Annotated in this window: 20 protein-coding genes; 8 read left to right on the top strand and 12 right to left on the bottom strand. The window is 71.0% G+C overall.

Translation table 11 applies throughout. The features are described 5' to 3' along the window. Nucleotides 1–21: 21 nt before the first annotated feature. The 4 genes from O0S08_RS06000 to O0S08_RS05985 all read right to left on the bottom strand — a co-directional run bounded on the left by O0S08_RS06000 (nt 22) and on the right by O0S08_RS05985 (nt 2,852). On the bottom strand, nt 22–576 hold the full coding sequence (locus O0S08_RS06000) for a hypothetical protein (RefSeq protein ID WP_269038043.1): 555 nt from the start codon (nt 574–576) through the stop codon (nt 22–24). Nucleotides 577–867: 291 nt separating this feature from the next. After that, on the bottom strand, nt 868–1,260 hold the full coding sequence (locus O0S08_RS05995; protein WP_269038042.1) for a hypothetical protein: 393 nt from the start codon (nt 1,258–1,260) through the stop codon (nt 868–870). A gap of 204 nt (nt 1,261–1,464) precedes the next feature. Continuing rightward, nucleotides 1,465–2,358: a dihydrodipicolinate synthase family protein gene (locus O0S08_RS05990; protein ID WP_269038041.1), complete on the bottom strand. Its 894-nt coding sequence runs from the start codon at nt 2,356–2,358 to the stop codon at nt 1,465–1,467. Next, a complete protein-coding gene (locus O0S08_RS05985) occupies nt 2,355–2,852 on the bottom strand; it encodes a cupin domain-containing protein (protein ID WP_269038040.1) in 498 nt (165 codons plus the stop codon). The genes O0S08_RS05990 and O0S08_RS05985 overlap by 4 nt, the downstream gene beginning before the upstream one ends. A 132-nt stretch (nt 2,853–2,984) precedes the next feature. On the opposite strand from O0S08_RS05985, the gene O0S08_RS05980 reads away from it, so the two are divergent. After that, nucleotides 2,985–4,430, top strand: a complete 1,446-nt coding sequence (locus O0S08_RS05980; protein ID WP_269038039.1) for an aminotransferase-like domain-containing protein — start codon at nt 2,985–2,987, stop codon at nt 4,428–4,430. A 582-nt stretch (nt 4,431–5,012) separates the two neighbouring features. After that, on the top strand, nt 5,013–6,212 hold the full coding sequence (locus O0S08_RS05975) for a hypothetical protein (protein ID WP_269038038.1): 1,200 nt from the start codon (nt 5,013–5,015) through the stop codon (nt 6,210–6,212). Nucleotides 6,213–6,261: 49 nt separating this feature from the next. Here the strand turns inward: O0S08_RS05975 and O0S08_RS05970 are convergent, their stop codons facing one another. From O0S08_RS05970 to O0S08_RS05960, 3 genes are all read right to left on the bottom strand, one after another. Beyond that, nucleotides 6,262–7,128 carry an alpha/beta hydrolase gene (locus O0S08_RS05970; protein ID WP_269038037.1) on the bottom strand — a complete coding sequence of 289 codons (867 nt, stop codon included), beginning with the start codon at nt 7,126–7,128 and terminating at the stop codon, nt 6,262–6,264. Nucleotides 7,129–7,219: 91 nt separating this feature from the next. Then, on the bottom strand, nt 7,220–7,426 hold the full coding sequence (locus O0S08_RS05965; protein WP_269038036.1) for a KTSC domain-containing protein: 207 nt from the start codon (nt 7,424–7,426) through the stop codon (nt 7,220–7,222). A gap of 154 nt (nt 7,427–7,580) precedes the next feature. After that, complete coding sequence (locus O0S08_RS05960) at nt 7,581–8,408, bottom strand: HEAT repeat domain-containing protein (protein WP_269038035.1); 828 nt, start codon at nt 8,406–8,408, stop codon at nt 7,581–7,583. 317 nt (nt 8,409–8,725) lie between these two features. On the opposite strand from O0S08_RS05960, the gene O0S08_RS05955 reads away from it, so the two are divergent. Then, nucleotides 8,726–9,211 carry a hypothetical protein gene (locus O0S08_RS05955; protein WP_269038034.1) on the top strand — a complete coding sequence of 162 codons (486 nt, stop codon included), beginning with the start codon at nt 8,726–8,728 and terminating at the stop codon, nt 9,209–9,211. A gap of 315 nt (nt 9,212–9,526) precedes the next feature. Next, nucleotides 9,527–10,711, top strand: coding sequence for an FG-GAP repeat domain-containing protein (locus tag O0S08_RS05950; RefSeq protein WP_269038033.1), 1,185 nt, complete (start codon nt 9,527–9,529; stop codon nt 10,709–10,711). Between the two features lie 76 nt (nt 10,712–10,787). Here O0S08_RS05950 and O0S08_RS05945 read toward each other — a convergent pair whose 3' ends face one another. Next, a complete protein-coding gene (locus O0S08_RS05945; protein WP_269038032.1) occupies nt 10,788–11,777 on the bottom strand; it encodes a hypothetical protein in 990 nt (329 codons plus the stop codon). 1,183 nt (nt 11,778–12,960) lie between these two features. On the opposite strand from O0S08_RS05945, the gene O0S08_RS05940 reads away from it, so the two are divergent. Then, on the top strand, nt 12,961–13,698 hold the full coding sequence (locus tag O0S08_RS05940; protein WP_269038031.1) for a hypothetical protein: 738 nt from the start codon (nt 12,961–12,963) through the stop codon (nt 13,696–13,698). 269 nt (nt 13,699–13,967) lie between these two features. On the opposite strand, the gene O0S08_RS05935 is transcribed toward O0S08_RS05940, so the two are convergent. Further along, nucleotides 13,968–14,399: a hypothetical protein gene (locus O0S08_RS05935; RefSeq protein WP_269038030.1), complete on the bottom strand. Its 432-nt coding sequence runs from the start codon at nt 14,397–14,399 to the stop codon at nt 13,968–13,970. Nucleotides 14,400–14,533: 134 nt separating this feature from the next. On the opposite strand from O0S08_RS05935, the gene O0S08_RS05930 reads away from it, so the two are divergent. Then, nucleotides 14,534–14,683 carry a hypothetical protein gene (locus tag O0S08_RS05930; RefSeq protein WP_269038029.1) on the top strand — a complete coding sequence of 50 codons (150 nt, stop codon included), beginning with the start codon at nt 14,534–14,536 and terminating at the stop codon, nt 14,681–14,683. 155 nt (nt 14,684–14,838) lie between these two features. Here the strand turns inward: O0S08_RS05930 and O0S08_RS05925 are convergent, their stop codons facing one another. Both O0S08_RS05925 and O0S08_RS05920 read right to left on the bottom strand, forming a co-directional pair. Further along, complete coding sequence (locus O0S08_RS05925; RefSeq protein ID WP_269038028.1) at nt 14,839–15,912, bottom strand: DUF4215 domain-containing protein; 1,074 nt, start codon at nt 15,910–15,912, stop codon at nt 14,839–14,841. Nucleotides 15,913–16,334: 422 nt separating this feature from the next. Further along, the gene (locus O0S08_RS05920) at nt 16,335–16,820 is read right to left on the bottom strand and encodes a hypothetical protein (protein WP_269038027.1); all 486 of its coding nucleotides are present in this window, start codon (nt 16,818–16,820) and stop codon (nt 16,335–16,337) included. 239 nt (nt 16,821–17,059) lie between these two features. Between O0S08_RS05920 and O0S08_RS05915 the strand changes: the two genes are divergently transcribed. Beyond that, nucleotides 17,060–18,793 carry a hypothetical protein gene (locus tag O0S08_RS05915; protein ID WP_269038026.1) on the top strand — a complete coding sequence of 578 codons (1,734 nt, stop codon included), beginning with the start codon at nt 17,060–17,062 and terminating at the stop codon, nt 18,791–18,793. A 74-nt stretch (nt 18,794–18,867) separates the two neighbouring features. Here the strand turns inward: O0S08_RS05915 and O0S08_RS05910 are convergent, their stop codons facing one another. Further along, nucleotides 18,868–19,419: a hypothetical protein gene (locus tag O0S08_RS05910; protein WP_269038025.1), complete on the bottom strand. Its 552-nt coding sequence runs from the start codon at nt 19,417–19,419 to the stop codon at nt 18,868–18,870. A gap of 344 nt (nt 19,420–19,763) precedes the next feature. On the opposite strand from O0S08_RS05910, the gene O0S08_RS05905 reads away from it, so the two are divergent. After that, entirely contained in the window at nt 19,764–20,480 is a 717-nt protein-coding gene (locus tag O0S08_RS05905; protein ID WP_269038024.1) for an MBL fold metallo-hydrolase, read from the top strand. Nucleotides 20,481–20,535 lie beyond the last annotated feature (55 nt).

Raw genomic sequence — 20,535 nt, 5'->3', positions numbered from 1 at the left:
GTGCGAATCGACGAAGACCCCTCAGATCCAGATCAGCGGTTGGTTCGGGGTCATGAGTTCTTGCCAGATCTCCCTGGCCGAGAGGTCACTGTTGAACAACTGCGCCCAGCCTTCGAGCGGATCTTCCCAGGCCTGCAAAGTGAGCCTGTCCTGAAAGGACACCGCGGTGGAGCCGAAGCTGCCGTCGGCCACCTCCCACTTCAGCGTCTGGCCGACCGGCGCGACGCCATACACCCGCGTGGAATCCTCGAAGATCTCCAGCGAGAGGTCGGCGATCGCGCTGAAAGCCGTGCCCCCGGGCTTGATCTCGAAGCGAGTCACGTAGTCATGGTCCGGAAACCCGTCCGGCATGTTCGGGCAGTTCTCCGCCGGGATCTGGATCGGCGCCTTCGTCTTGACCTTGACCAGGTGTTCGCCGGTCGTGATCCCGATCCACGTGAAGAGCCCGATGTCTCCGAACGCATTCGGGTCATCGGCCCCAGCCGGCCCCCTGTTGTTCCGATCCCACGCGAGCATCACCCCGCTCGCGCCGACCCCGACGGAAACGCTCGCCACGTAGAACGCGATTTGTGGCATGCACCCTCCTCGCTTCAAGACGTAGCATCGAACGGCGTTGTCCTCGCCGTCGCGCGACCGGCTCCGGCGGGCAGCCGGCGTGGACATCGTTCGAACGCGCCTTCGAGGCGAAATCGTCGGAATGCGCGGCCACCGCTCGCGCGCCAAATGATGCGAGGGCGAACCTGCGCTCTCGGGTCGTTCGGCCGGAGACGAATTGGGGCCACCGCTCGAACCGACGGCGCCGAGCTCGCTCTCGAGCTGCGGCGCACGCCGGTGCGATCGCTGCGCGCGCGCCGATCGACGGATCCGTCAACACGGCACACAGGGCGAGTAGTACGGCCCCCAGGAGCCGCACTCCTTCGGGCACCAGGCGCCGGTGCCCCAGCAGGTCCGCTTCATGATGTTGTTGATCCGGCCGTTCGAGCAGGTGCCGCAGGCCTGGTAGGCGTAGCTGTGCTCGATGTATTGATCGCTGCAATCGTCGGCCGCGGGCTCGACGGGCGCCGCGAGATCGTCGAGCTCGGGATCGATGGAGATCCGCGCCTCGGCGTCCTCGTCCTCGTCGCTCGCCTCGTCACGGTCCGCCAGCGCCGCTTCCTCGGCCAGCCGCGCCTCCTCGGCCAGCAGCGCCTCCTCGTCGCAGCCGGCGAAAGTCAGCGACAACATCATCCCGCACAGGCCCGTCAACATCTTCTTGGTCATGGGATCGATCTCCTTCTCGGTGGGGTTTCACGGCCCTCCCCCGCGTATGGGGCAGGACCTCCTGTTGGGGATGACAGGCGCCCCAATTCGATGTCGCATCCCATGATCAAAAAATCGTATCGCGCGCCCCCGCGCCGCGGCCGGCCCCGACAGTATCGGCGGAGCAGGCGAATCGCCGAAGCCGAGTTCGTGGGCGGCCGCCGGTCACGCCGCAGGGAGGACCCGGAGGTCGACGAGGATCTTTCGCAGCTCCTCGACGCGCTCCCTGGCCAGCGGCCGGAGCGGCGCCCGCAGCGGGCCGACGCGGGTGCCGGTCAGCTCGAGCGCCGCCGCGATCGCGCGCGGCAGCCCGTGGGCGACGATGAATTGCAGGAACGGCAGCTGGCGGTAGAACGACCGCCTGGCGCCGTCGAGGTCGCCGCGCCTCACCGCCTCGTAGAGCTCGAGGTTCAGGCGGGGGATGACGTGGGGCGCAGCGGTGCACCAGCCGCGCGCCCCGGCGACCAGCGCCGCGAGGGCGAGCGGGTTGCTGCCGTTGTAGAACGCGACGTCCTCGCCGCACAGCTGCACGAGGCGGTGCATGCGATTCACGTCGCCGGTGCTCTCCTTGACCATCGTGACGTTGGGGATCCGCAGCAGCCGGGCGATCGTGTCGGGCCCCAGGTCGAGCCCTCCGGTCGCGGGGTTGTTGTAGACCGCGACGGGGATCGAGATGGCCCCGGCGACCGCGTCGTAGTGGGCGACGATCTCGTCGTCGGTGAGCTTCCAGTAGCTCATCGGGATGATCATCACCGCGCTGGCGCCGACCCGCTCCGCGTGCCGCGCGTGATGCACTGTCCGCTCGGTGGTGAGGCTCGACACGCCGACGAGCGTCGGCACGCGGCCGGCGACCCGCTTCACCACGATCTCCGCGACCGCCTCGCGCTCGTCGTCCGTCAGGTACGGCAGCACCCCGGTGCTGCCGAGCGGCGCGAGCGCGTGGACCCCCGCCGCGAGCATGTCGTCGACGAGCTTCGCCAGCAGGCGCTCGTCGACGCGGTTCGCGTCGGTGAACGGAGTGATGGGATACGCGACGATCCCCCGCAGCGGCGCGCTCATCGTGCACCTCCTTCGGCCTCGTGATCGCGGTCGAACAGCTGGTCCCCGCGCGCGGGCACCTCCTCGCGCAGCGCCACCCCGCCCATGTTCTGCAGCATCGGCGCGTTCTCGCAGGCGAGGTAGCGCGCCCGGCCCGTCCCGGTGTTGACGTGGTTGTGCCAGGCCCACACCGGCACGTAGACCGCGTCGCCCGCCTTCCACTCGACGCGCCGGCCGCCGACGTACGAATAGCCCTCGCCCTCGAGGACGTAGAGGATCGTCTCGTAGGTGTGGCGATGCCGGTTGGAAGATTGCCCGACGTCGAGCCAGCCGATCGTCATGCTGATCGCGTGCGACGGCAGGTCGACGAAGAAGACCGGGTGCCTCCTCGCCTTCGAGTAGTCGCCGTGCTGCCCGGCCGCCTCGACCGCCGGGTGGGCGAGCCGCTCGGGCATCACGACCCGCGGCCGCGGCGGTGTCTTGTCGAAGTCTGCCGAGTGATACCTGTCCGTCATCGCTCTCCTCCTTCGCCGCCGACGCGCCGCCGGCTTGCGTGGTGAAAGAGGTAGCGCCAGACTGGACCCGTGGGAGGAGCCAGAACGAACATACCGAGGGGTCCAGATCGACGCCCGTGGCGCTTCGACCTGATGCTCGATTCGGCGGCCGCGGTGCCGCGGCAGACCCAGCTGGCGCGGGCGCTGGTCGCGGAGATCCAGCGCGGACGATTGGCGCCCGGCTCGTTCCTCCCGGGCAGCCGCACGCTGGCGACGCAGGTCGGCGTGAACCGCAAGGTGGTGGTCGCGGCCGTCGACGAGCTGGTGGCGCAGGGCTGGCTGGAGGCGCTGCCGGCTCGCGGGGTCCGCGTGGCGCTGAACCTGCCGCGCTTCCCGGTGGGCGACGTCGAGGCTCGCCGCTCGCAGCTGCCGCGAGCGGCCCCGCCAGGCCCCGCGCCCGTGCGCGTGAGCGACGGCCTGCCGGACGCGCGCATCGCCCCGGTGGACGCGCTCGCCAGGGCCCAGCGGCGCGCCCTCCGGGCCCACGTCCGGGCCGCCGGCCAGGGCTACGGCGACCCCGCCGGTGACCCAGTGCTACGCGACGTGCTCGCCGGATTCGTCAACCAGGCCCGCGGCCTGTCCTGCTCGCGCGACGAGCTGGTCCTCACCCACGGCAGCCAGGGCGCGCTCAGCCTGTTCGCGCTCGCCATGCTGAAGCCGGGCGACGTCGTCGCCGTCGAGCACCCCGGCTACGCGCCGGCGTGGCGCGCCTTCGGGCTGGCCGGCGCCTCGGTGGTGCACATCGGCGTCGACCACGAGGGCCTGCGCACCGACGAGCTCGCGGCCGCGGCGACCAGGCTGCGCGGGCGGCTCAAGGCCGTCTACGTCACGCCGCATCATCAATACCCGACCACCGTCGCGCTGTCTCCGGAGCGGCGCATGCATCTGCGGCGGATCTGCGAGAAGCACGGCGCAGTCCTCGTCGAGGACGACTACGATTACGAGTACCACTTCGACGGCGCCCCGCTCCTGCCGCTGTCCGCGACGGCGTCGCCGGACGGCCCGCCCTTCGTCTACGTCGCCTCGCTCTCGAAGCTGCTCGCCCCGGCGGTGCGGCTCGGCTACGTCATCGCCGGCGCGCCGATCGTCGCCCGCCTGCGGGCGACCCGCGAGTCGCTCGATCGTCAGGGCGACGTCGTGCTCGAGCGCGCCATCGCCGAGCTCATCGAGGACGGCGAGCTGCAGCGCCACGCCCGGCGGGCGCGGCAGATCTACATGCAGCGGCGGGACCACCTGCTGCAGCGCCTGGCGGCGAGCCCGACGCTGTCCGCCAATTTCGAGTGCGAGCGCCCGAGCGGGGGCCTCGCGCTGTGGGTCCGGATGAAGGGCCCGACCAGCGTCCACGATCTGGTGGCGCGAGCGGGGGCGCGGGGCCTGGTCCTCGCCCCGGGCTCGGTTCACCTGGCTCACGGGGACGCGGCCGCGTTTCGCTTCGGCTTCGCCGGACACATGCCCGAGGAGCTGTCGGCGATCTGTGACATTCTGGAGCGGTGCTTGAGCCAGGAGCCTGCGGCGAGGCGCCGCGGCAGATCGCGTTGACCATGGTTCAATGAGTCGCGGTCGGTCGACACACGCTATTCCTGCGCGGTGCGTGGCTCCCCTCGATGATGGAACGAGTTCGATCCCCCGCGATCGAGACCGCGCGCTCGATCGCCCCGCGGCCGCCGGCCACATCGGCGTGAACATATGGTCACGCCGCCGATCCCGATGATCGAGGACGTGCGCGCCCACACCTGCTCTGTGATGGTAAGTGCGGTCACGGTTCGTGACGCGCTCGCGACTTTCGGTGGATGCTCCGTTGAAGTCCAGGGAGCACGCGTCGACCGCCGGGCGCGGCGGCGCTGGGCGGGGGCACGATTCGGGCCTGCGATGCCGGAGCGTGGCGATTGGCGTGCGCATATAGAGGTCGGCCCGTCGGTGCCTGCGTCTCCGCGGCGCGAGAGATTTTCAACATTCGGCGTTGCCATGCTGCTCACCTCTCCCCACCCGACGGCCGAGAAAACACTGCCGCGAGTGCGAGCGCCGAGTGAGTAGTGAGACTCGTTTCACGGCAGGCGCCGCGGCCGCCGGCCGCGACGCTCTGCTAGCGCCGCTCGCGACTGCCCGGTAACATGGCTCCCCATGTTCGATAGCAAAACCGAGACTGTCCTTGCACGAGTGGTGGCGAGCTTCGGCTTGCTGATGATGGCCTGTGGTTCCGACGGCAACGACTCCGCCGGAGTGACCGAAGGTGCGACGAGTTCGACCAGCGACACGAGCGAGACCGGGACGCAGACGACGACCGACACGACGGTCACGCCCACGAGCACGAGCGGCGACTCGGTCTCGGCCACGGGCACGACCACGACGACGACCGACGAGCCGACCTCGTCGACGACGGACAGCGAGACGACCCCGGTCGACCCGAGCGCGACGACCACGACCGACGCCACGGCGACGACCGACGCGACCACGACCACCACCACGGACGGCACGTCCACCACGGACGGCACGACGACGTCCACCACGGACGGCACGTCCACCGACACCTCGGGCACGACCGAGCCGCCGCCGCCCGACTGCGTGCCGACCGAGGAGGTCGAGGTCTCGTGCGACAACATCGACAACGACTGCGACGAGAACGTCGACAACGTCGACGCCGGCAACGACGGCATCTGCGACTGCCTGAACATCGGCATCCTCGGCGACTCCGGCTACGCGCCGAGCTCGAACTTCCAGGCCTGGCTCGAGGACCAGGGCACCGCCGTCACCCGCACCAAGCTGCTCAACAACCCGGGCGTGGTCACGCCGGCGTTCCTCGCCAACTACGACCTCGTCCTGATCGACCGCATCGAGCGGCAGCTGAGCCCCGAGGAGGCCGCGGCGCTCGAGGCCTTCGTCAAGGAGGACGGCCGCGGGCTCATCACCCTCATCGGCTACAACTTCGACAACTTCAACCCGGCCCCCGAGCGCGACCGGGCCAACTCCGCGCTGGCGCCGTTCGGCCTGGCCTACCAGGGCCCGTACTTCGGCAACAAGGTCCTCCCGAACTTCGATCAGGCCCACCCGATCTCGATGGGCATCATGGACGTCAACTTCGACGGCGGCATCCAGCCGGTCGACGTCGAGAACCAGGGCGTCTCGGAGGTGTTCGCCACCATCCAGGCGACGACCGCCGGCATCGCCCACCAGACCGACATGGAAGGCGGCCGCGTGGTCGTGTGGGGCGACGAGTGGATCACCTTCGACAGCGACTGGGTCGGCTACGCCGACGTCCAGCAGTTCTGGGTGAACATCGTCAGCTGGGTCAAGCCGAAGGATTTCTGCGGCGCGCCGCAGTGACCCGGACTGCGCCGATACGCGAGCGTATCGGCGCAGTCCGGCGCGCGGGCTATTGCGCCGAGTCCGATGATTCGGCCGCGCTCGCGGCCGGCGCGAGGATCGTGCGAAACGCCCGCAGCGCCGCCGCGTGGAAGATCGTGCCGTGGTGCTCCTCGGGCATGGGCTCGTGGTGCCAGCGCACCCCCGGCGCGGCGGCCTCGCGCAGCGCCTCGGCGACCAGCTGCACCTGTCGCTGGGTCTCCGGCACGTCGGCGGTCGCGACGTACAGCGTCCGCGCAGGCTGCCCCGATCTCTGCAGGTGAGCGGCCGCCTCCCGCGCGAGCGCCCCGCGATTCCACCACGCGCTCGGATCGATCGCGATGTACGTATCGAACAGGTCGGGCTCGCGGAAGAACGTCTCGAGCACGAACAGACCGGCCAGCGACTCGCCGACGATCGCCGCCTCGTCGGTGGTGGCGTAGCGTCGCTGGATCTCCGGCATCAGCTCCTCGCGGATGAAGCGGCGGAAGTCGGCCGAGCCGCCGACGCGCGGCGCGATCTTCCGGTCCTCCGGATCGTCCGTCGGCCCGGTGAGGTCGCGGCGGCGCTCGGTGTTCTCGATGCCCACGACGAGGAACGGCCGCATCGTGCCGTTCATCGTCGAGACCTGGACGATCCCGGTGATATGATGAAAGTCCTCGTGGACGCCGCCGTCCGGCATGTAGAGCACGGGCAGGGGCGGGCCGCCGGCCTCGTGTCCGGGCGGCGTGTAAATGTTGATCCGCCGCGTCTCCCCGAGCACCCGCGAGTCGATCGTGATGAAATGGCCGATGACGAGCTCCGCCGGCGCCGCTGTCGGCCCGGACCGCGCCGCCGCACAACCGCTCAGAGACAGCCACAAGCAGGCGAGCGAGACGGTCCGGGTGCAGCGAAGCATCGATCCTCGGGTGCGGACCAGACCACGGAACCCGCGCGCAGGTCAAGCCGCGCGTCCGCGGCGCAGCTCCGGCACACGCGGCACGCGCGGGTCATGGGACGCTCACGTCGAATCGATCGCGGATGTGATCATTGAAGTACCGCCCCTTCGACGCCGCGTCGCACAACCTCTCGAACAGGCGGCGCGGGACGTCATGGTAGACATAGGGGCCGCCGGTCTCGACGAACCATATTCGCAGGGTCTCGGTCCTGTCGTCGTACTCTGCGCGGCGAATGGCCGTAGACGTGAAGGACGGCATGGCCCGGAGATAGATAGCACCGCGAGGCGCCCGGACCGGCCGCAGCCCGCGGCGGGCGGATACCATGATATGGTTGCACGAATCTATATCGTTGCATGAACCTGCGAGGTCCCCCCCATGATGAGACAGGGGGAGCCGGAAGTCTCCGCCGAGCTCAGGCGTTCGCCGGGCCGTCCTTCGGCAGGTCGAAGTGGCCGCGCGCCAGCGCCTCGGCGCAGGTGGCCAGGTAGACCTCGGTGAAGCGGGCCCGCACGCGCGCGCGGGTGGCCTCCACCGCCTCCGGCGCCCACTCGAACGGCCAGCCGAGCACGTCGCACAGGGCCTGCGCGGCGCGGCGCGACTCGCCCGGCTCGTACGAGTTCGCGGTCCGCACCTCGGGGTCCTCGAGCATCGCCACGAGGCCGGCGATCGGCGTCTCGTGACCGAGCGCGGCCAGGCCCCACAGCGCGAACACCCGCGTGCGCGCCTCGGGGTGGCTCAGGTTGGGCTCGAACACCAGGGCGGCGATCGGGTCCTTGAGCTTGCGCAGCGCGTCGAGCAGGACGAACGGCGTCTGCTGGCCCGCCGTGTGCGCCATGAGGACCTCGGCGCTCCCGCGGTCGCCGAGCTCGCCGAGCGCCTCGACGGCCCACGCCCACGCTGCGTCGTCGCGGTCGCGGGCGATCGCCCGCAGGTCGGGGATGAACCGCGGCCGCCGCTTCATGCCCTGCACCAGCCAGCTGCGCGTCTCGTCGTCGCGCGCGCCCAGGAGCTCGCGGACCTCCTGATCGGCCGGCCCCGCGGGCGCCGCGTCGCCGAGCGCGAGCAGCACGTCCACCCGCCGGCGCGCCCGCGCCTTGCTGCCGCGCGCAGCCCGGCGCAGGACCGCCAGGCCGTCGCTGCCGAGCTCCGCCACCGCGGCGAGCAGCCGGTCGAGCCCCTGCGCCGACGGATCGGCGAAGTGGGGCAGCAGAGCGAGGACCGCGGGATCTTGCCTGGCCATCGCGTGAACTTCAACCCGACCCGCGCGAGCCTGTCAACAGGTAGCGACGCACGCACGTCCGCTGATTGATCCTCTCACCCATCATTCGTCCGCGACGAGGCCCACCGACGAGCTCGAGCCTCGATTCGCGCGACGCACTCCGGAGAATTCCGGGGCGGTCCTGCGAGCGCGCCCGACTCTTATGATCGGCGCCGCGGCCGCCGCCCGGGGCGCTGTCCTCAGCGTGTTAGGCTCGCCGCGTGCGCATCTTTCGACCCGGCGCGAGCCTCTTCGTCCTGGTTCTCGCGGCATGCTTCTCGCCTGAGGGCACCTCGCCCGTGACCGGGACCACGACCGCGCCGGCCGGGACCACGACCGTCGCGGACCCGACCCACGAAACGACGACCGTGCCCGGCACCAGCGCCGACCCCACGACCTCGCCGACCGCCACCTCCGACGCGCCCACCACGACCACGACCGGCGACGACTCGAGCTCCACGGCGTCGACGACCACCGGCTCGACCTCCACGAGCACCACCACCGACACCACGACGACCAGCACCACCACCGGCGACGGCTCCACCGCCGCGACGACCCTCGAGCAGGAGTGCCTGCTCCATTCGGACTGCCCGAACAACGGCGGCGAATGCCTGCTGCCCGCCTGCACCGACGGCAAGTGCACCTTCAAGCCCTTCCCGGCCGGCACCTACTGCAACGGCTTCCAGGATCAGTGCGACGCGCTGGGCCAGTGCATCGACTGTGTCGACAACGGCGGCTGCGAGGAATGCTGCGTCTGCGCCGGCGGGACCTGCATCCCCGGCTGACGCCTCGCAGTGACTCGCACGTACGGCGCGGGCGAGCCCGTCCGGCCCTGTCGACATTCGGGGCGAAGCCTGCGATGAGCATCACGAACCGGTCGGCCGGAAAGGCCGGGGCCGGCTCGGCCGCGATCGATCGATCGCTCGCTCGGGCGGCTCGGCGAGGCCGGTGCGGGCGCGCGGCGGTCGGATGACGCGCCGCAACTGCCCATGGGACGGCCGTTCCACCGCGCGTCCCGACCTCGGACGTCATAGCGACCGAGCTTGCTTGCTGCTCCCTCCTTTTCGGAGCAATGTGCTGCGGGTACAGGAGGAGACTCGATGTCGCTCGAAAAGCGTGTATCGTCGTCCGCTCGGACGTCCCTATGGGCCGTCTCTGCCGCCTTGGCGTGCGACGCGCCGGGCGAGGCCGCGAATGAGCCACTCGCGGTCGACACAATCCAGGAGACAGACCCTGACGGGACCCTGTCGTGGCTGGCTGGCCATGCGCTCGAGCGGGATTTCACCCCGCTCCACGTCCGCGAGGACCTCCGGCTCGGAGCGGTCGCCTATGTCCCTGGCGACTTCAACGCCGACGGCATGACGGACCTCGTCGTCACTGACGCGACCGGCTCCTCCTGGTATTTCTCGCGGGGCGACGGCAATTTCGACGTGCCCTCCACCCGCGACGACCTCCGGCTCGGAGCGGTCTCCTACGTCCCCGGAGACTTCAACGCGGATGGCAAGACGGACCTCGTCGTCACCGACGCGACCGGCTCCTCCTGGTATTTTTCCAGGGGCAACGGCACATTCGACGTCCCCTCCACCCGCGACGAGCTCCGGCTCGGAGCGGTCTCCTACGTCCCTGGCGACTTCAACGCCGACGACAAGACCGATCTCGTCGTCACCGACGCGACCGGCTCCTCCTGGTATCTTTCAAGAGGAGACGGCAATTTCGACGTGCCCTACACCCGCGACGAGCTCCGGCTCGGAGCGGTCTCCTACGTCCCTGGCGACTTCAACGCCGATGGCATGACCGATCTCGTCGTCACCGACGCGACCGGCTCCTCCTGGTATTTTTCAAGAGGGGACGGCAATTTCGACGTGCCCTGCACCCGCGACGAGCTCCGGCTCGGGGCGGTCTCCTACGTCCCTGGCGATTTCAACGGAGACGGCAAGACCGATCTCATCGTCACCGACGCGACCGGCTCCTCCTGGTATTTTTCACGTGGAGACGGCAATTTCGACGTGCCCTACATTCGCGACGATCTCCGGCTCGGAGAGGTCTCCTACGTCCCTGGCGACTTCGACGGAGACGGCATGACGGACCTCGTCGTCACCGACGCGCTCGGCTCCTCCTGTTACATCTCCAACGGAGACGGCACCTTCAGCGAGCCCTACGACCGCAACGAAGATCTCCGACTCGGCGAGGTCTCCTACGTCCCTGCGGACTTCGACGGCGATGGCAAGACCGATCTCGTCGTCATCCACGCGAGCGGCTCCTACTGGTATTTCTCGGTCTTCTAACAGGATGCCAGGAGAAGTCGCGGGCGATCGAGACACCTGGCCCGAGCGGACTCTCGCCTGGCGTTTCGAGCTCGTGCTACCCACGCCGCCGCCGCAACAGGAGCCCCGCCCCCGCCGCGACGAGCAGGCACACCCCGCCGTAGACCAGCTCCGGGTCGAGCGCCGGCGCGTCCGCCTCGTCCTTCGCCGCAGGCGCCGCGACCGGCGCCGGCTTCTCGACCTCGACCGCCTTCGCCTCGCTCACCGCCTTCGCCTCGACCGTCGCCCCTACGGATGCCGGCGCCTTCTCGACGCTCGGCTCCTCCGCGCCCGCCGCCCACGGGGTCCCGACCAGGCTCCCGGCGAAGTACCTGGCCTCCACCTCGTCGTCGAGCACCTCGTACGGATCGATCACCTTCACGTCCCTGCGCGACGGCTTGCGCGGGTCCTGTACGCGCCCGCTGCCCCACGTCCAGCGCACGGCCTCGATCGCCAGCCCGGTGCCCTCGCGCCGCACCTCGTACCTCACCACCCGCGAGCGCTCCGTGAACAGTTTGACCACGCCAGGCATCGCCAGCGGGACGCCCGTGCGCAGCAGCGACGGATCGCGCGAGAACAGCCGCCATCGCTCCTCGTGCGTCATCGCGTCGAGGCGAGCGATCGCCCCGTCCAAGGCCGGGAACTCCGCGCGCGGCAGCCCGAAGAAGTAGCAATTGGCCATCGGCCCCTCGTAGCCGGTCGTGCTCTCGAAGCGCTCGCCCTCGCGGACGACCAGGTATCCGCGCTTCTCCTCCTCGGTGTCGTCGATCGCGACCTCGAGCTCGACCTTCCCCTTCGCGCCCTCTCTCACCGCTTGCTCAAAGCGCTCGAAGTCTCCCCACGTCTCGCACGGATACGGGTACACGACCAGGACCACGTCGCCGAGCGCCGCCACCCCGAAGACCTCGATGCTCGACTCGGCCTCCATGTACTTCTCGGAGTCGAACGGCACCCCGTCGGCCGCCGCTTCTCCCGCGACGCACGCGAGCACGAGGCCGACGCACCGCGCCGCCGCCCGGCCACTCGACGCCCGTGGAGTCTTCGTCATGCGCCGAGCCTTTCATCGTCCGCGCGCCCCCGCAACCTCCGACGAAACCGCGCACAGAGTCCGAGGGTACGAGCCCCGAACTCGCACCAGCCGGCGAATCTGACCGGCCGCTCGCAGCAGCCCCGGAGGCCGTGCATCCGGCCCGAGCCCGCGTCCGGGCCCGCGTCCGACGCGGACCTCCCCCACCGCGTCGAGGCCCTTCAGCGTCGCCCGTCCGACTCGCCTCCCGGGCCCCCGCCGAGGCGTGACAGCAGACGACGTGCGAGGCCGTCGCGGGAGCGCCGGCGCCCTCGTGCATGGTGGCCGACACGGAGGGCCGGCCCGACCCCGATCGCCGCTCCACCCATCGCCCGCGGAATTCCGATCGGCGAGCTGCAACCATCCCGTGATGCGACCGCTACCTCGGCCACGAATTCAGCGCACCTTCACGCCTCCGTCGACCCTCGAGTCCGCCCGGGCCGACTCCGGCGAATCGCATGCACGAATCCTGACGACGGTCGCTACCGGTACACTCGAGCTCGCTTGAATGCGCAGACAGCGTCCCCGCAATGGACGATCGAGCCCCCGGTCGCGAGGTTCCGGGACCTCGCCTGGGCCCCGCAGCTCCGCCGGCTCGCCGACCGCGAACGGTCATGAATCACGAGGGCCAAAAATCGCAGACCTTCGAGGCGATCGCGCAGCCACCGCCTGATCGGCACCTCACGAATTTCCCGCGCCGCGCCCCTTCACGACCCATCACGCGCGGCGACGCGGCGAGCCATCGCCGCAGCCTCGGCCGTTCCTGCGACTCCGAGCAATGTCGACTTCACACCCCAGCGCCCGCGATTGTCCGCATGGAGACACGACCGCTCGAACGCCGGTCGCGTGGCGCGAGGCCTGCTTTGCACGCAGGCGGGCGCGTATCGGGGGCAGACTGCGAAGAATGGGGTGTACGCTCCCCCGATTCACGCCACCGGGCGCGACCGCAGAGTCTGCGGCCGGACGGCGCGAGACGGCCTCTACTCCCCGGATAACACCGGTTCGCACCCCACGCCGAATGTGAGCCGGGCCACCGTTGTCGTTTGCCCGGGCCGGCCGGGGCACCCATCCTAAGCCCACCAATGGCCGCGGATACGCCGCGGGTATTCACCGGACCCGTCGATCCTATCAATGTCGACGGCGCCGGCGACGAGAAGGGATTCCCATGTCACGCACCATTTCCACCGTCCTCACCGTCTTCGCGTTCTCTGCCACCGCGAGCGCGGTCACACCGGCCAACGCCCTGATCGACCTGTGCCTGCTCGGCTGCGGCGGCGGCGGCATCGACATCGACCTCGACCTCGACCTCGACCTCGACCTCGACCTCGGCGCCTGCTTCGACCTCGACCTCGACCTCGGCGCCGATTGCGGCGTCGTCGTCGACGTCGACGCCGCGCTCGCCTGCAACCCGCTGAGCGTCGAGGCGATCTGCGTCGCCGAGCTCGGCCTCGACGCCGACCTCGAGCTGTTCGCCGCGTGCCTCGCCGAGGTGACGGCCCACTGCGAGGCCGAGATCGAGGCCGGCGGCGCGCTGTTCTGCGACGGCCTGTTCGTCGGGGCCGACATCTGCCTCGGCGGCCTGCTCGGCGTCGACCTCGACCTCGACGCGGCGCTCGACGTCGACCTCGGCGTCGACGTCGACCTCGAGCTCGACGCCTGCATCGACCTCGACCTCGACCTCGACGTCGAGTGCGAGGTGGCGCTGGGCCTGGAGTGCGTGGCGAAGTGCAAGCCCCTGGCGGTCGAGGCCGCCTGCATCGCCGAGCTCGGCCTCGACGCCGACCTGCACGCCTTCGCCGCCTGCGAGGTCGAGCTCATCGCCCAGTGCTACGCCGCCTGCGAGCTCGACGGGGCGCTGTTCTGCGACGCCGACCTCTACGTCGGCGGCTGCGGCTGCCTGTGACGCCGCGATCGGCGTCGTGACACTCGCCTCGGAGGAGGCCCGAACCTCCGAGGTTCGCAGCCGGCGCCGCGTCGAGCTCGATTCGTTACATGTTCTCGAGGACATGTACTAGGATCGGGTTCACGCGACGACTCGCGGTCGCGCGGCGCCGAGCCGCAGGCCTGGCCCCTGAAGCTCGACGCCCCCACGCGCCGCCCCTGGGCGCGGATCGTACGAATGCGAAGCTCGAGCTCGAGTCGACACCACGCCTGCCGCCGCTCGCGTTCTGCTCACGCCCAGGCCTCGAGCTCGGCGATGTACGCCAGGAGCTCGGCCTCGCACGCCAGCCGCGGCGGCTCGACCGGCTCGAGCGCGGGCGGCTCGGTCGGCAGGTCGAGGTCCTCGAGCAGCTCGGTGCACACGCGCAGGTCGTCGACCCACGCGTACCCCGGGCCGTCGGCCCACGCCTCCACCAGGCCCGCGCGTGCCAGCGACTCGGCGGCCTCGATATCGTCGAGCACCCGGTGGGCGGTGCCGAGGATCGCCGCGATCCGGCTGCCGTGTCGCGCCGCCGCCTCGCGGGCCGCGGCGATCGCCGCCCGCGCCTCCTCCGGTCGCTCGAGCTCGGCCAGGCAGACCGCCAGCCACGCGTACGCCCGGGCCGCGTCGGTCCCGGTGCGGCGCGCCAGGCCGGCGCGGTCGGTCGAGGGGCGCGCACTCATGCGGTGCACCATGAACAGGCTCACCGTCTCCGCGGCCACGACCGCCCGAGAAATCGGCCCACCCACCGGGCGCATCGACGGGCTGCGCTCCGCGTCTGCGGCGCTTCCTCGCGGGCGGCACCCTCCCGCTGCAAGTGTACGAGGCCGGGACGCGAGAGACGCTGGTCGAGCTCGAGGTCGACAAGATCCGCTTCTGGCTGTCGATCTTCGCCGCCGACGCGCACCAGGCCGAGGCGCTCGCCGTCGCCGACGCGCTCTGCGTCCGCTCCGCGACGCTCCAGTGAGGCCGCGGCCCGGCGTCGGACGCGGTCGACATCCTCGTCGTGTAAGCCGCGTGTCGAGGCCTACGCGAGCACGAGCCGAATCACGGGACCTCGTCCGCCCGCGCTCTCGCTCGTCTCGACATTCCCGCTCGCGCCTTCAGCGGAGGCGCCCGCAGTCACTTCGCCCCGCTGCGGACCCACTCGATCACCGTGCAGAGCTGCGCCTCGGTGAGGACCTTCCCGATCGGCATCGGGTTGCCGCCGCCGCCGACGACGTTGGTCTGCTGATTGAGCAGCTTGAACAGCAGGTAGCTGCGGTCGACGTCGCCGGCCGTGACGATGTCGATCGTCGCCATCGTCGACGGCACGCCGAGCATGCTGTCGCGGAAGCTGCCCGCGTCCTTGAAGATCAGGCTGGTGCCGACGCCCTTGCCGTGGCAGCTGCACGACCCGGCGACGGCCTGCCAGGCCTGCGCCGCGCTGACCGACGCCGGCGCGCAGTCGTGCGGCATCAGCGGCAGCGGCGGCACGCAATGCTGGTCCTTGCACACCGCCTGGTCGCAGTCCTGGTTGTTGAAGCACTTGGCGCCGAGCGAGCACTTTCCGCAGTAGGGGCCGCCGCAGTCGACGTCCGGCTCGTAGCCGTTGGCCACCCCGTCGGAGCAGGTCGGGGGCACGCACGTGGTCGTGCACTGGTCGTTGTCGTCGTCGTCGCCGTCGTCGCACTCCTCGACGCCCGCCTGCACGAAGCCGTCGCCGCAGCGCGCGTCCTCGCAGGTGCCGAGGCAGTCGTCCTCGTCGCTGTCGTTGCCGTCGTCGCAGGCCTCGCCGGGCTCGACGTAGCCGTTGCCGCAGCCGCCCGGGACGCAGTCGTTCGGGCACCCGTCGGACTCGATGAGGTTGGCGTCGTCGCACACCTCGACCCCGGCGTACACCAGGCCGTCGCCGCAGACGGCGAACTGGCACGACAGCGTGCACGGGCCGTCGTCGGCGTTGAGGTCCCCGAAGTCGCAGGTCTCGGGCGACTCCACGATGCCGTCGCCGCAGCCCGGCGGCGGCTCGCCCGTCGAATCGCCCGGCGGCTCGCCCGTCGCCTCGCCCGTCGCCGCCTGCCCGTCGGTGGTGCTCCCGGGCTCGCCGGTCGCGGTCACGGCCCCGACGCCGCTCTCCCCGGGCTCGTCCGTGGCGACGCCGCCGTCGGTGCTACAGGCGACCACGGCGAGGCAGAGCGAGACGACGAGCGTGCGCATGCGGACCCCGAGAGTGCCAACGGGCCCGCGGTCCGCCAAGCCACAAGGCCACCTCGAGCCCACCGCGCCAGGGGCGCGGCGAACGGCTGCGAGCGCGCACGCCCGACGCCGTATGGGCGGAGGTCGCCAGCGAGCCAGGCTCCCCCGGATGCGCGGCCCTCGGCCCCCGGGCAAAACCTCCGCGATCGCAGTCGCGATCGGGTCGAGAGATTCCCCCGAGATCTCGATCGCCGATCCGTCACCGCGCGGGACGCAGCACGCACGAGCCCGTCGACCTGTCTCCAAAGACAGCACAGAGGCCATCCAAAAAACCTGTCCCTCGAGACATATCCTCACACGGCGACGTCCGGCTCGACACGAAGGGCCGCGGCGACGACCTGTCCCTCGAGACATCTCATCGCGGCCGAAGCTCGGCTCCACGCTCACAGGGGCGCTTCGTGGACCCCGGCCGCGCAATCGTCGGGCACCGACCACCGCTCCCGCACCTTCGCCAGCCGGCCTGCGACGATGGTCACCCGGATGGGCGGGCACGCCAGCGGGTACCTCGAGGGGTCGCGCTCGGCGTTGCAGTCCGCGCCGGCGCAGTGGACCAGCTCGACGGTGTATTCGCCCGGCTCGAGCCATCCGCCACGGCTCACCCCGCCCGAGCGCACACAGCCGTCCTCGGCGAATACGGGCTCCCCGCCGGCGGCCGAACGCGCGGTCGAACTCCAGCAGTAACCGTCCGACGGGGCGTTCTCGGCGGGAGAGACCTCGATCGCCAGGTACCCCATGCGCGGCTCCGGCGGCCTGGCCTGCGGCGCCGCCGCGGTCGCGCACGCCGAGACCAGCGCCGCGAACGCCAGCACCAATCTCCGCACTTGCGTCACGATCCGCCGCGAGACGAAGAGCGTGCATGTGTCGGCCATGTGTCAACCCGCGATGCGGCGCGCGTTCAAGCTGGCGAACGTGAACCTGTCCGACTTCGGTCACGCTATCGGCTCGAGATCCGGCTGGCAAGCGCGGCCCGTCCGGCCGCGGCCCGGCACGCCTGCCCGGCCCGCCGCACGTGACGGCGAACGACCGCACGATCCGTGCCCGTGGCGGGGGACCGATCGTGAAAGAATAGGCTCCACCTGGCCACCGCTCCTGCCGAGGGCGCCGACCGATGGACACTGCTCGCGACGATTCGAACCTCCGGAACCTCGACTTCGCTCTGTGGCTGGCCGTCACGGCCGTGGCGGCGCAGGTCGGCTGCGGCGACGGCGACACCACCCCGGACTCCGGCGCCACCTCGAGCGGGACCGCGGTCTCCCTGACCGATGCGGACGGATCTTCGACCACGCCGACGAGCGCACCGCCGCAGACCGGCACCACCGACACGACCGGCACCACCGGCGACCTCCTGCCGACCGGCACTTCGTCGACGGGCACGACCGGCGACCTCTCGACGACCGGCACCGCCAGCACCACCACGACCACGGACGGCGCCACGACCTCCACCACGACGGACACGACCTCGACCACCGGGACCTCGACGGACGGCGGGACGACCTTCGAGAGCACCACGGCCACCGACGAGGAGGCCGTCTGCCTCGCGCTCACGGACTCGGACACCGCCGCAGATCCCGCGCTGTGGACCCGCGGCCACGGAGTTCCTGGCAAATACACGGCGCCGTGGGAGGTCGCCGTCGCTCCCGACGGCGCCGTCACCTCGCACCTCACCTTCGTGGGCGCGCTCGATCTCGGCGACGGCACCGTCGACACCCAGGGCCAGAGCTATCACGCCCTCGTCCGTTACGCCGCCACCGGCGAGTTCCAGTGGAGCGCCCACGTCGTGCCCGTGGTGTTCGACAACACCTACTCGCAGATCGTGGAGACGGCCATGGCCGTCGATTGCGCCGGCAATGTCGTCGTCGGCGGCAGCTTCACCGGCCGGATCGCCATCCAGAACCAGATCCTGACCGCCGTGCCCGGCACCGAGACGCAGGACGACCTCGTCTTCCCCACCGAGGACATGTTCCTCGTCAAGTTCGGCCCGGACGGCGCGCGTCACTGGGCGCGCCGCTTCGGCGACGACGACCACCAGCGGATCCACGACCTCGTCATTCAGGCCGACGGGACGATCGTCGTCGGCGGGGCCAGCAGGGGCGACCTCGACCTCGGCGGCGAGCCGATCGTCAGCGACGACTACGTCGGCCTGCTCGCGGCCTTCGATCCCGGGGGCTCCCTCGTCTGGCAACGCACCTACGAGGCCGCCTCCGACGTCGCGGTGCAAGCCCTGTCGGTCGGCCCCGACGACATCCTGTCCGCCTTCGGTCACGCCGGCGGCGACACCGACTTCGGCGGCGGCCCGGTGGTGTTCACCGGCGACCCGACCTTCGTCGCCCAGTTCGAGGCGGACGGCGCCCACCGCTGGAGCGCCCGCTTCTTCGACGACAAGCGCTCGCCCTATCGCCTCGGCACCGACGCCGCCCGCGGCGTCGTCTTCACCGGCAGCTCCGGCCTCGACCACTTCGTCGCTCGCTACGACGAGACCGGCCAGCTGGCGTGGAACCACGACATCTCGCCCGGCGACACGCACCTCAACGTCCACGCGCTGGCGGTCGACGACCGGATCGTCCTCGGCGGTTCCCTGCGCGGCAGCTTCGACTTCGGCGGCGGCGCCTTGACCACGCCTCCGGACGAGCTCCGCCCGTTCCTCGCGCACTACGACCTCGCGGGCGCCCCCCTGACGAGCAGCCTTCATGACAGCAGCTGGGGCTACTTCACCGCCGCGGACCGCGGCCCCGACGGCGAGCTCGCCCTGCTCGGCCGGTTCTTCGGCACCCTCGATCTCGGCGACGGCCTGCTCGAGAGCGTGGGCGAGATGGATCTGTTCATCCACCGCGCCCCGCAGTGACTGTCGGGCGTCGACGCGGCGCAGACCAGGGCGCGGTGCGGGCACGCGATGCAGAGCGCCGCCACGGAGCGCGCTCAACGAGCAGGGCTCGAGGCCTGGAGGATGGACAGGAGCGCGAGGTCGCGGGCGGTCCCGCGGGCGCGCTTCGAGGCGAGCACTGCGTCGACCGCGGCGACCGTGACGCCGTCGACCGGCGCGGCGCTGCGGAGCTGGGCGACCAGGCCTTCCTCGCCGAGCTCGTGGGTGAGGTCGAGGTCGGCAGGACCACGAGTGGCCCGGAAGTAGACCTTGCCGGCGAGGACGCGCGGGTCGACCGGGACTGCGAGCGGGACACCCCACACCTCCAGCGCGTGGCCGGTGGCGGCGAGGCGTTCGGCGGCGCGGCAGGCGACGGCGAGGCTGCCGTCGAGGAGGAGGTCACAGTCGGTGAAGCAGTACCCGCCGAGATCGACGCCGCGCAACAGCAGAGCGAAGCTGCCGATCACGCATACCGGGACGTCGACCGCGAGGAGGTCGCGGATGGTGGCGAGGTACTCGGCGCGCAAGGTCGCCGGCAGCGGCTCGCAAGCAACCGGCTCGTCCGTGGGCGCGATCGTCGGGTCGTCGACGCGGGGACGCTCAGACATGCGGCGGGCTCCCGGGGCAGAGGACGGCGTGGCGCTCGGGATCGTAGTCGCCGCATCGGTCGTGGAACACCCGCTCGTGCACCACGCAGTCCGCCCGAGCCCGGCGCACGGCCGCCCGGACGTCGAGTCGACGAGCGGCGACTCCGGATTCGTCACGGGCGGCGAGAGCCGACATGCTCACACGATAGCCCGCTCCAGCCGCCTGGGGGAGATGAATTACCGGACCGTGACTGCGCTGGCAAGCCCGCGCGCATGGTCCATTCACACGCGCCCGCGAGCTCGCCGACGGCCTGCCGGAGAGCGGCGCGATTGACCGCACGCGACCGCGGCGGCAAGCTGCGCCGATGTTCGAGTACAGCCCAGCATGGCCGCACGGGGAGTTACAGGCCGCGTTCCCCGAGGTCTTCTTCGTCGTCGGCACCAACCGGACGCACCACGCCGGCGTCGACATCCAGACCAGCCGGACGATGACCGTCGTCCGCGAGGACGGGGCGCTGACCCTGCTGAACACGGTGCGCCTCGACGACGACGGTCTGGCCGCGCTCGAGCGGCTCGGGCAGGTCCGCCACGTCGTTCGACTCGGGGCCTTCCACGGCCGCGACGACCCGTTCTACTGCGACCGCTACGGCGCCGAGCTGTGGGCGCTCGCGGGGGCGACCCACGTCGACGGCCGCGAGACCGGGCGGACGCTCGCGCCCGGCGGGCCGTTCCCGCTGGCCGACGGCCAGGTGTTCGAGTTCACCTCCGCGCGCTTCCCCGAGGCCGCGATCCTGCTCGCCCGCGAGGGCGGAATTCTCATCACCTGCGACGCGATCCAGAACTGGACCCACGTCGACCGCTTCTTCTCGCCGCAGTGCGGCGAGCTGTTCGCGACCCAGGGTTTCATCCGCCCCGCCAACGTCCCGGCGACGTGGCGTCACGCCTGCGAGCCGAGCCCGGACGACTTCCGCCGGTTGCTCGCCCTGCCGTTCCGCCACCTGATCAGCGCCCACGGCGAGCCGCTGCGCGACGAGGCCCACGCGCGCATCGCCGCCAGCGTGGCCGAGGCGTTCCCCGCGTGAGGGCCGAATCGGCCCAGGTCTCCATGGATTGCCTCAAGGACATGTTCTTTAGAAC

The organism is Nannocystis punicea, assembly GCF_026965555.1.
GTDB classification, from domain to species: Bacteria; Myxococcota_A; Polyangia; order Nannocystales; family Nannocystaceae; genus Nannocystis; species Nannocystis punicea.
The sequence above is the reverse complement of the archived record's forward strand: the minus strand, read 5'-3'. Positions and strand labels throughout refer to the sequence as shown.

Excerpts from the sequence above, each read along its gene's own strand:
- O0S08_RS06000 (WP_269038043.1), bottom strand. The coding sequence starts at position 576 with ATGCCACAAATCGCGTTCTACGTGGCGAGCGTTTCCGTCGGGGTCGGC.
- O0S08_RS05995 (WP_269038042.1), bottom strand. The coding sequence starts at position 1,260 with ATGACCAAGAAGATGTTGACGGGCCTGTGCGGGATGATGTTGTCGCTG.
- O0S08_RS05990 (WP_269038041.1), bottom strand. The coding sequence starts at position 2,358 with ATGAGCGCGCCGCTGCGGGGGATCGTCGCGTATCCCATCACTCCGTTC.
- O0S08_RS05985 (WP_269038040.1), bottom strand. The coding sequence starts at position 2,852 with ATGACGGACAGGTATCACTCGGCAGACTTCGACAAGACACCGCCGCGG.
- O0S08_RS05980 (WP_269038039.1), top strand. The coding sequence starts at position 2,985 with ATGCTCGATTCGGCGGCCGCGGTGCCGCGGCAGACCCAGCTGGCGCGG.
- O0S08_RS05975 (WP_269038038.1), top strand. The coding sequence starts at position 5,013 with ATGTTCGATAGCAAAACCGAGACTGTCCTTGCACGAGTGGTGGCGAGC.
- O0S08_RS05970 (WP_269038037.1), bottom strand. The coding sequence starts at position 7,128 with ATGCTTCGCTGCACCCGGACCGTCTCGCTCGCCTGCTTGTGGCTGTCT.
- O0S08_RS05965 (WP_269038036.1), bottom strand. The coding sequence starts at position 7,426 with ATGCCGTCCTTCACGTCTACGGCCATTCGCCGCGCAGAGTACGACGAC.
- O0S08_RS05960 (WP_269038035.1), bottom strand. The coding sequence starts at position 8,408 with ATGGCCAGGCAAGATCCCGCGGTCCTCGCTCTGCTGCCCCACTTCGCC.
- O0S08_RS05950 (WP_269038033.1), top strand. The coding sequence starts at position 9,527 with ATGTCGCTCGAAAAGCGTGTATCGTCGTCCGCTCGGACGTCCCTATGG.
- O0S08_RS05945 (WP_269038032.1), bottom strand. The coding sequence starts at position 11,777 with ATGACGAAGACTCCACGGGCGTCGAGTGGCCGGGCGGCGGCGCGGTGC.
- O0S08_RS05940 (WP_269038031.1), top strand. The coding sequence starts at position 12,961 with ATGTCACGCACCATTTCCACCGTCCTCACCGTCTTCGCGTTCTCTGCC.
- O0S08_RS05935 (WP_269038030.1), bottom strand. The coding sequence starts at position 14,399 with ATGAGTGCGCGCCCCTCGACCGACCGCGCCGGCCTGGCGCGCCGCACC.
- O0S08_RS05925 (WP_269038028.1), bottom strand. The coding sequence starts at position 15,912 with ATGCGCACGCTCGTCGTCTCGCTCTGCCTCGCCGTGGTCGCCTGTAGC.
- O0S08_RS05920 (WP_269038027.1), bottom strand. The coding sequence starts at position 16,820 with ATGGCCGACACATGCACGCTCTTCGTCTCGCGGCGGATCGTGACGCAA.
- O0S08_RS05915 (WP_269038026.1), top strand. The coding sequence starts at position 17,060 with ATGGACACTGCTCGCGACGATTCGAACCTCCGGAACCTCGACTTCGCT.
- O0S08_RS05910 (WP_269038025.1), bottom strand. The coding sequence starts at position 19,419 with ATGTCTGAGCGTCCCCGCGTCGACGACCCGACGATCGCGCCCACGGAC.
- O0S08_RS05905 (WP_269038024.1), top strand. The coding sequence starts at position 19,764 with ATGTTCGAGTACAGCCCAGCATGGCCGCACGGGGAGTTACAGGCCGCG.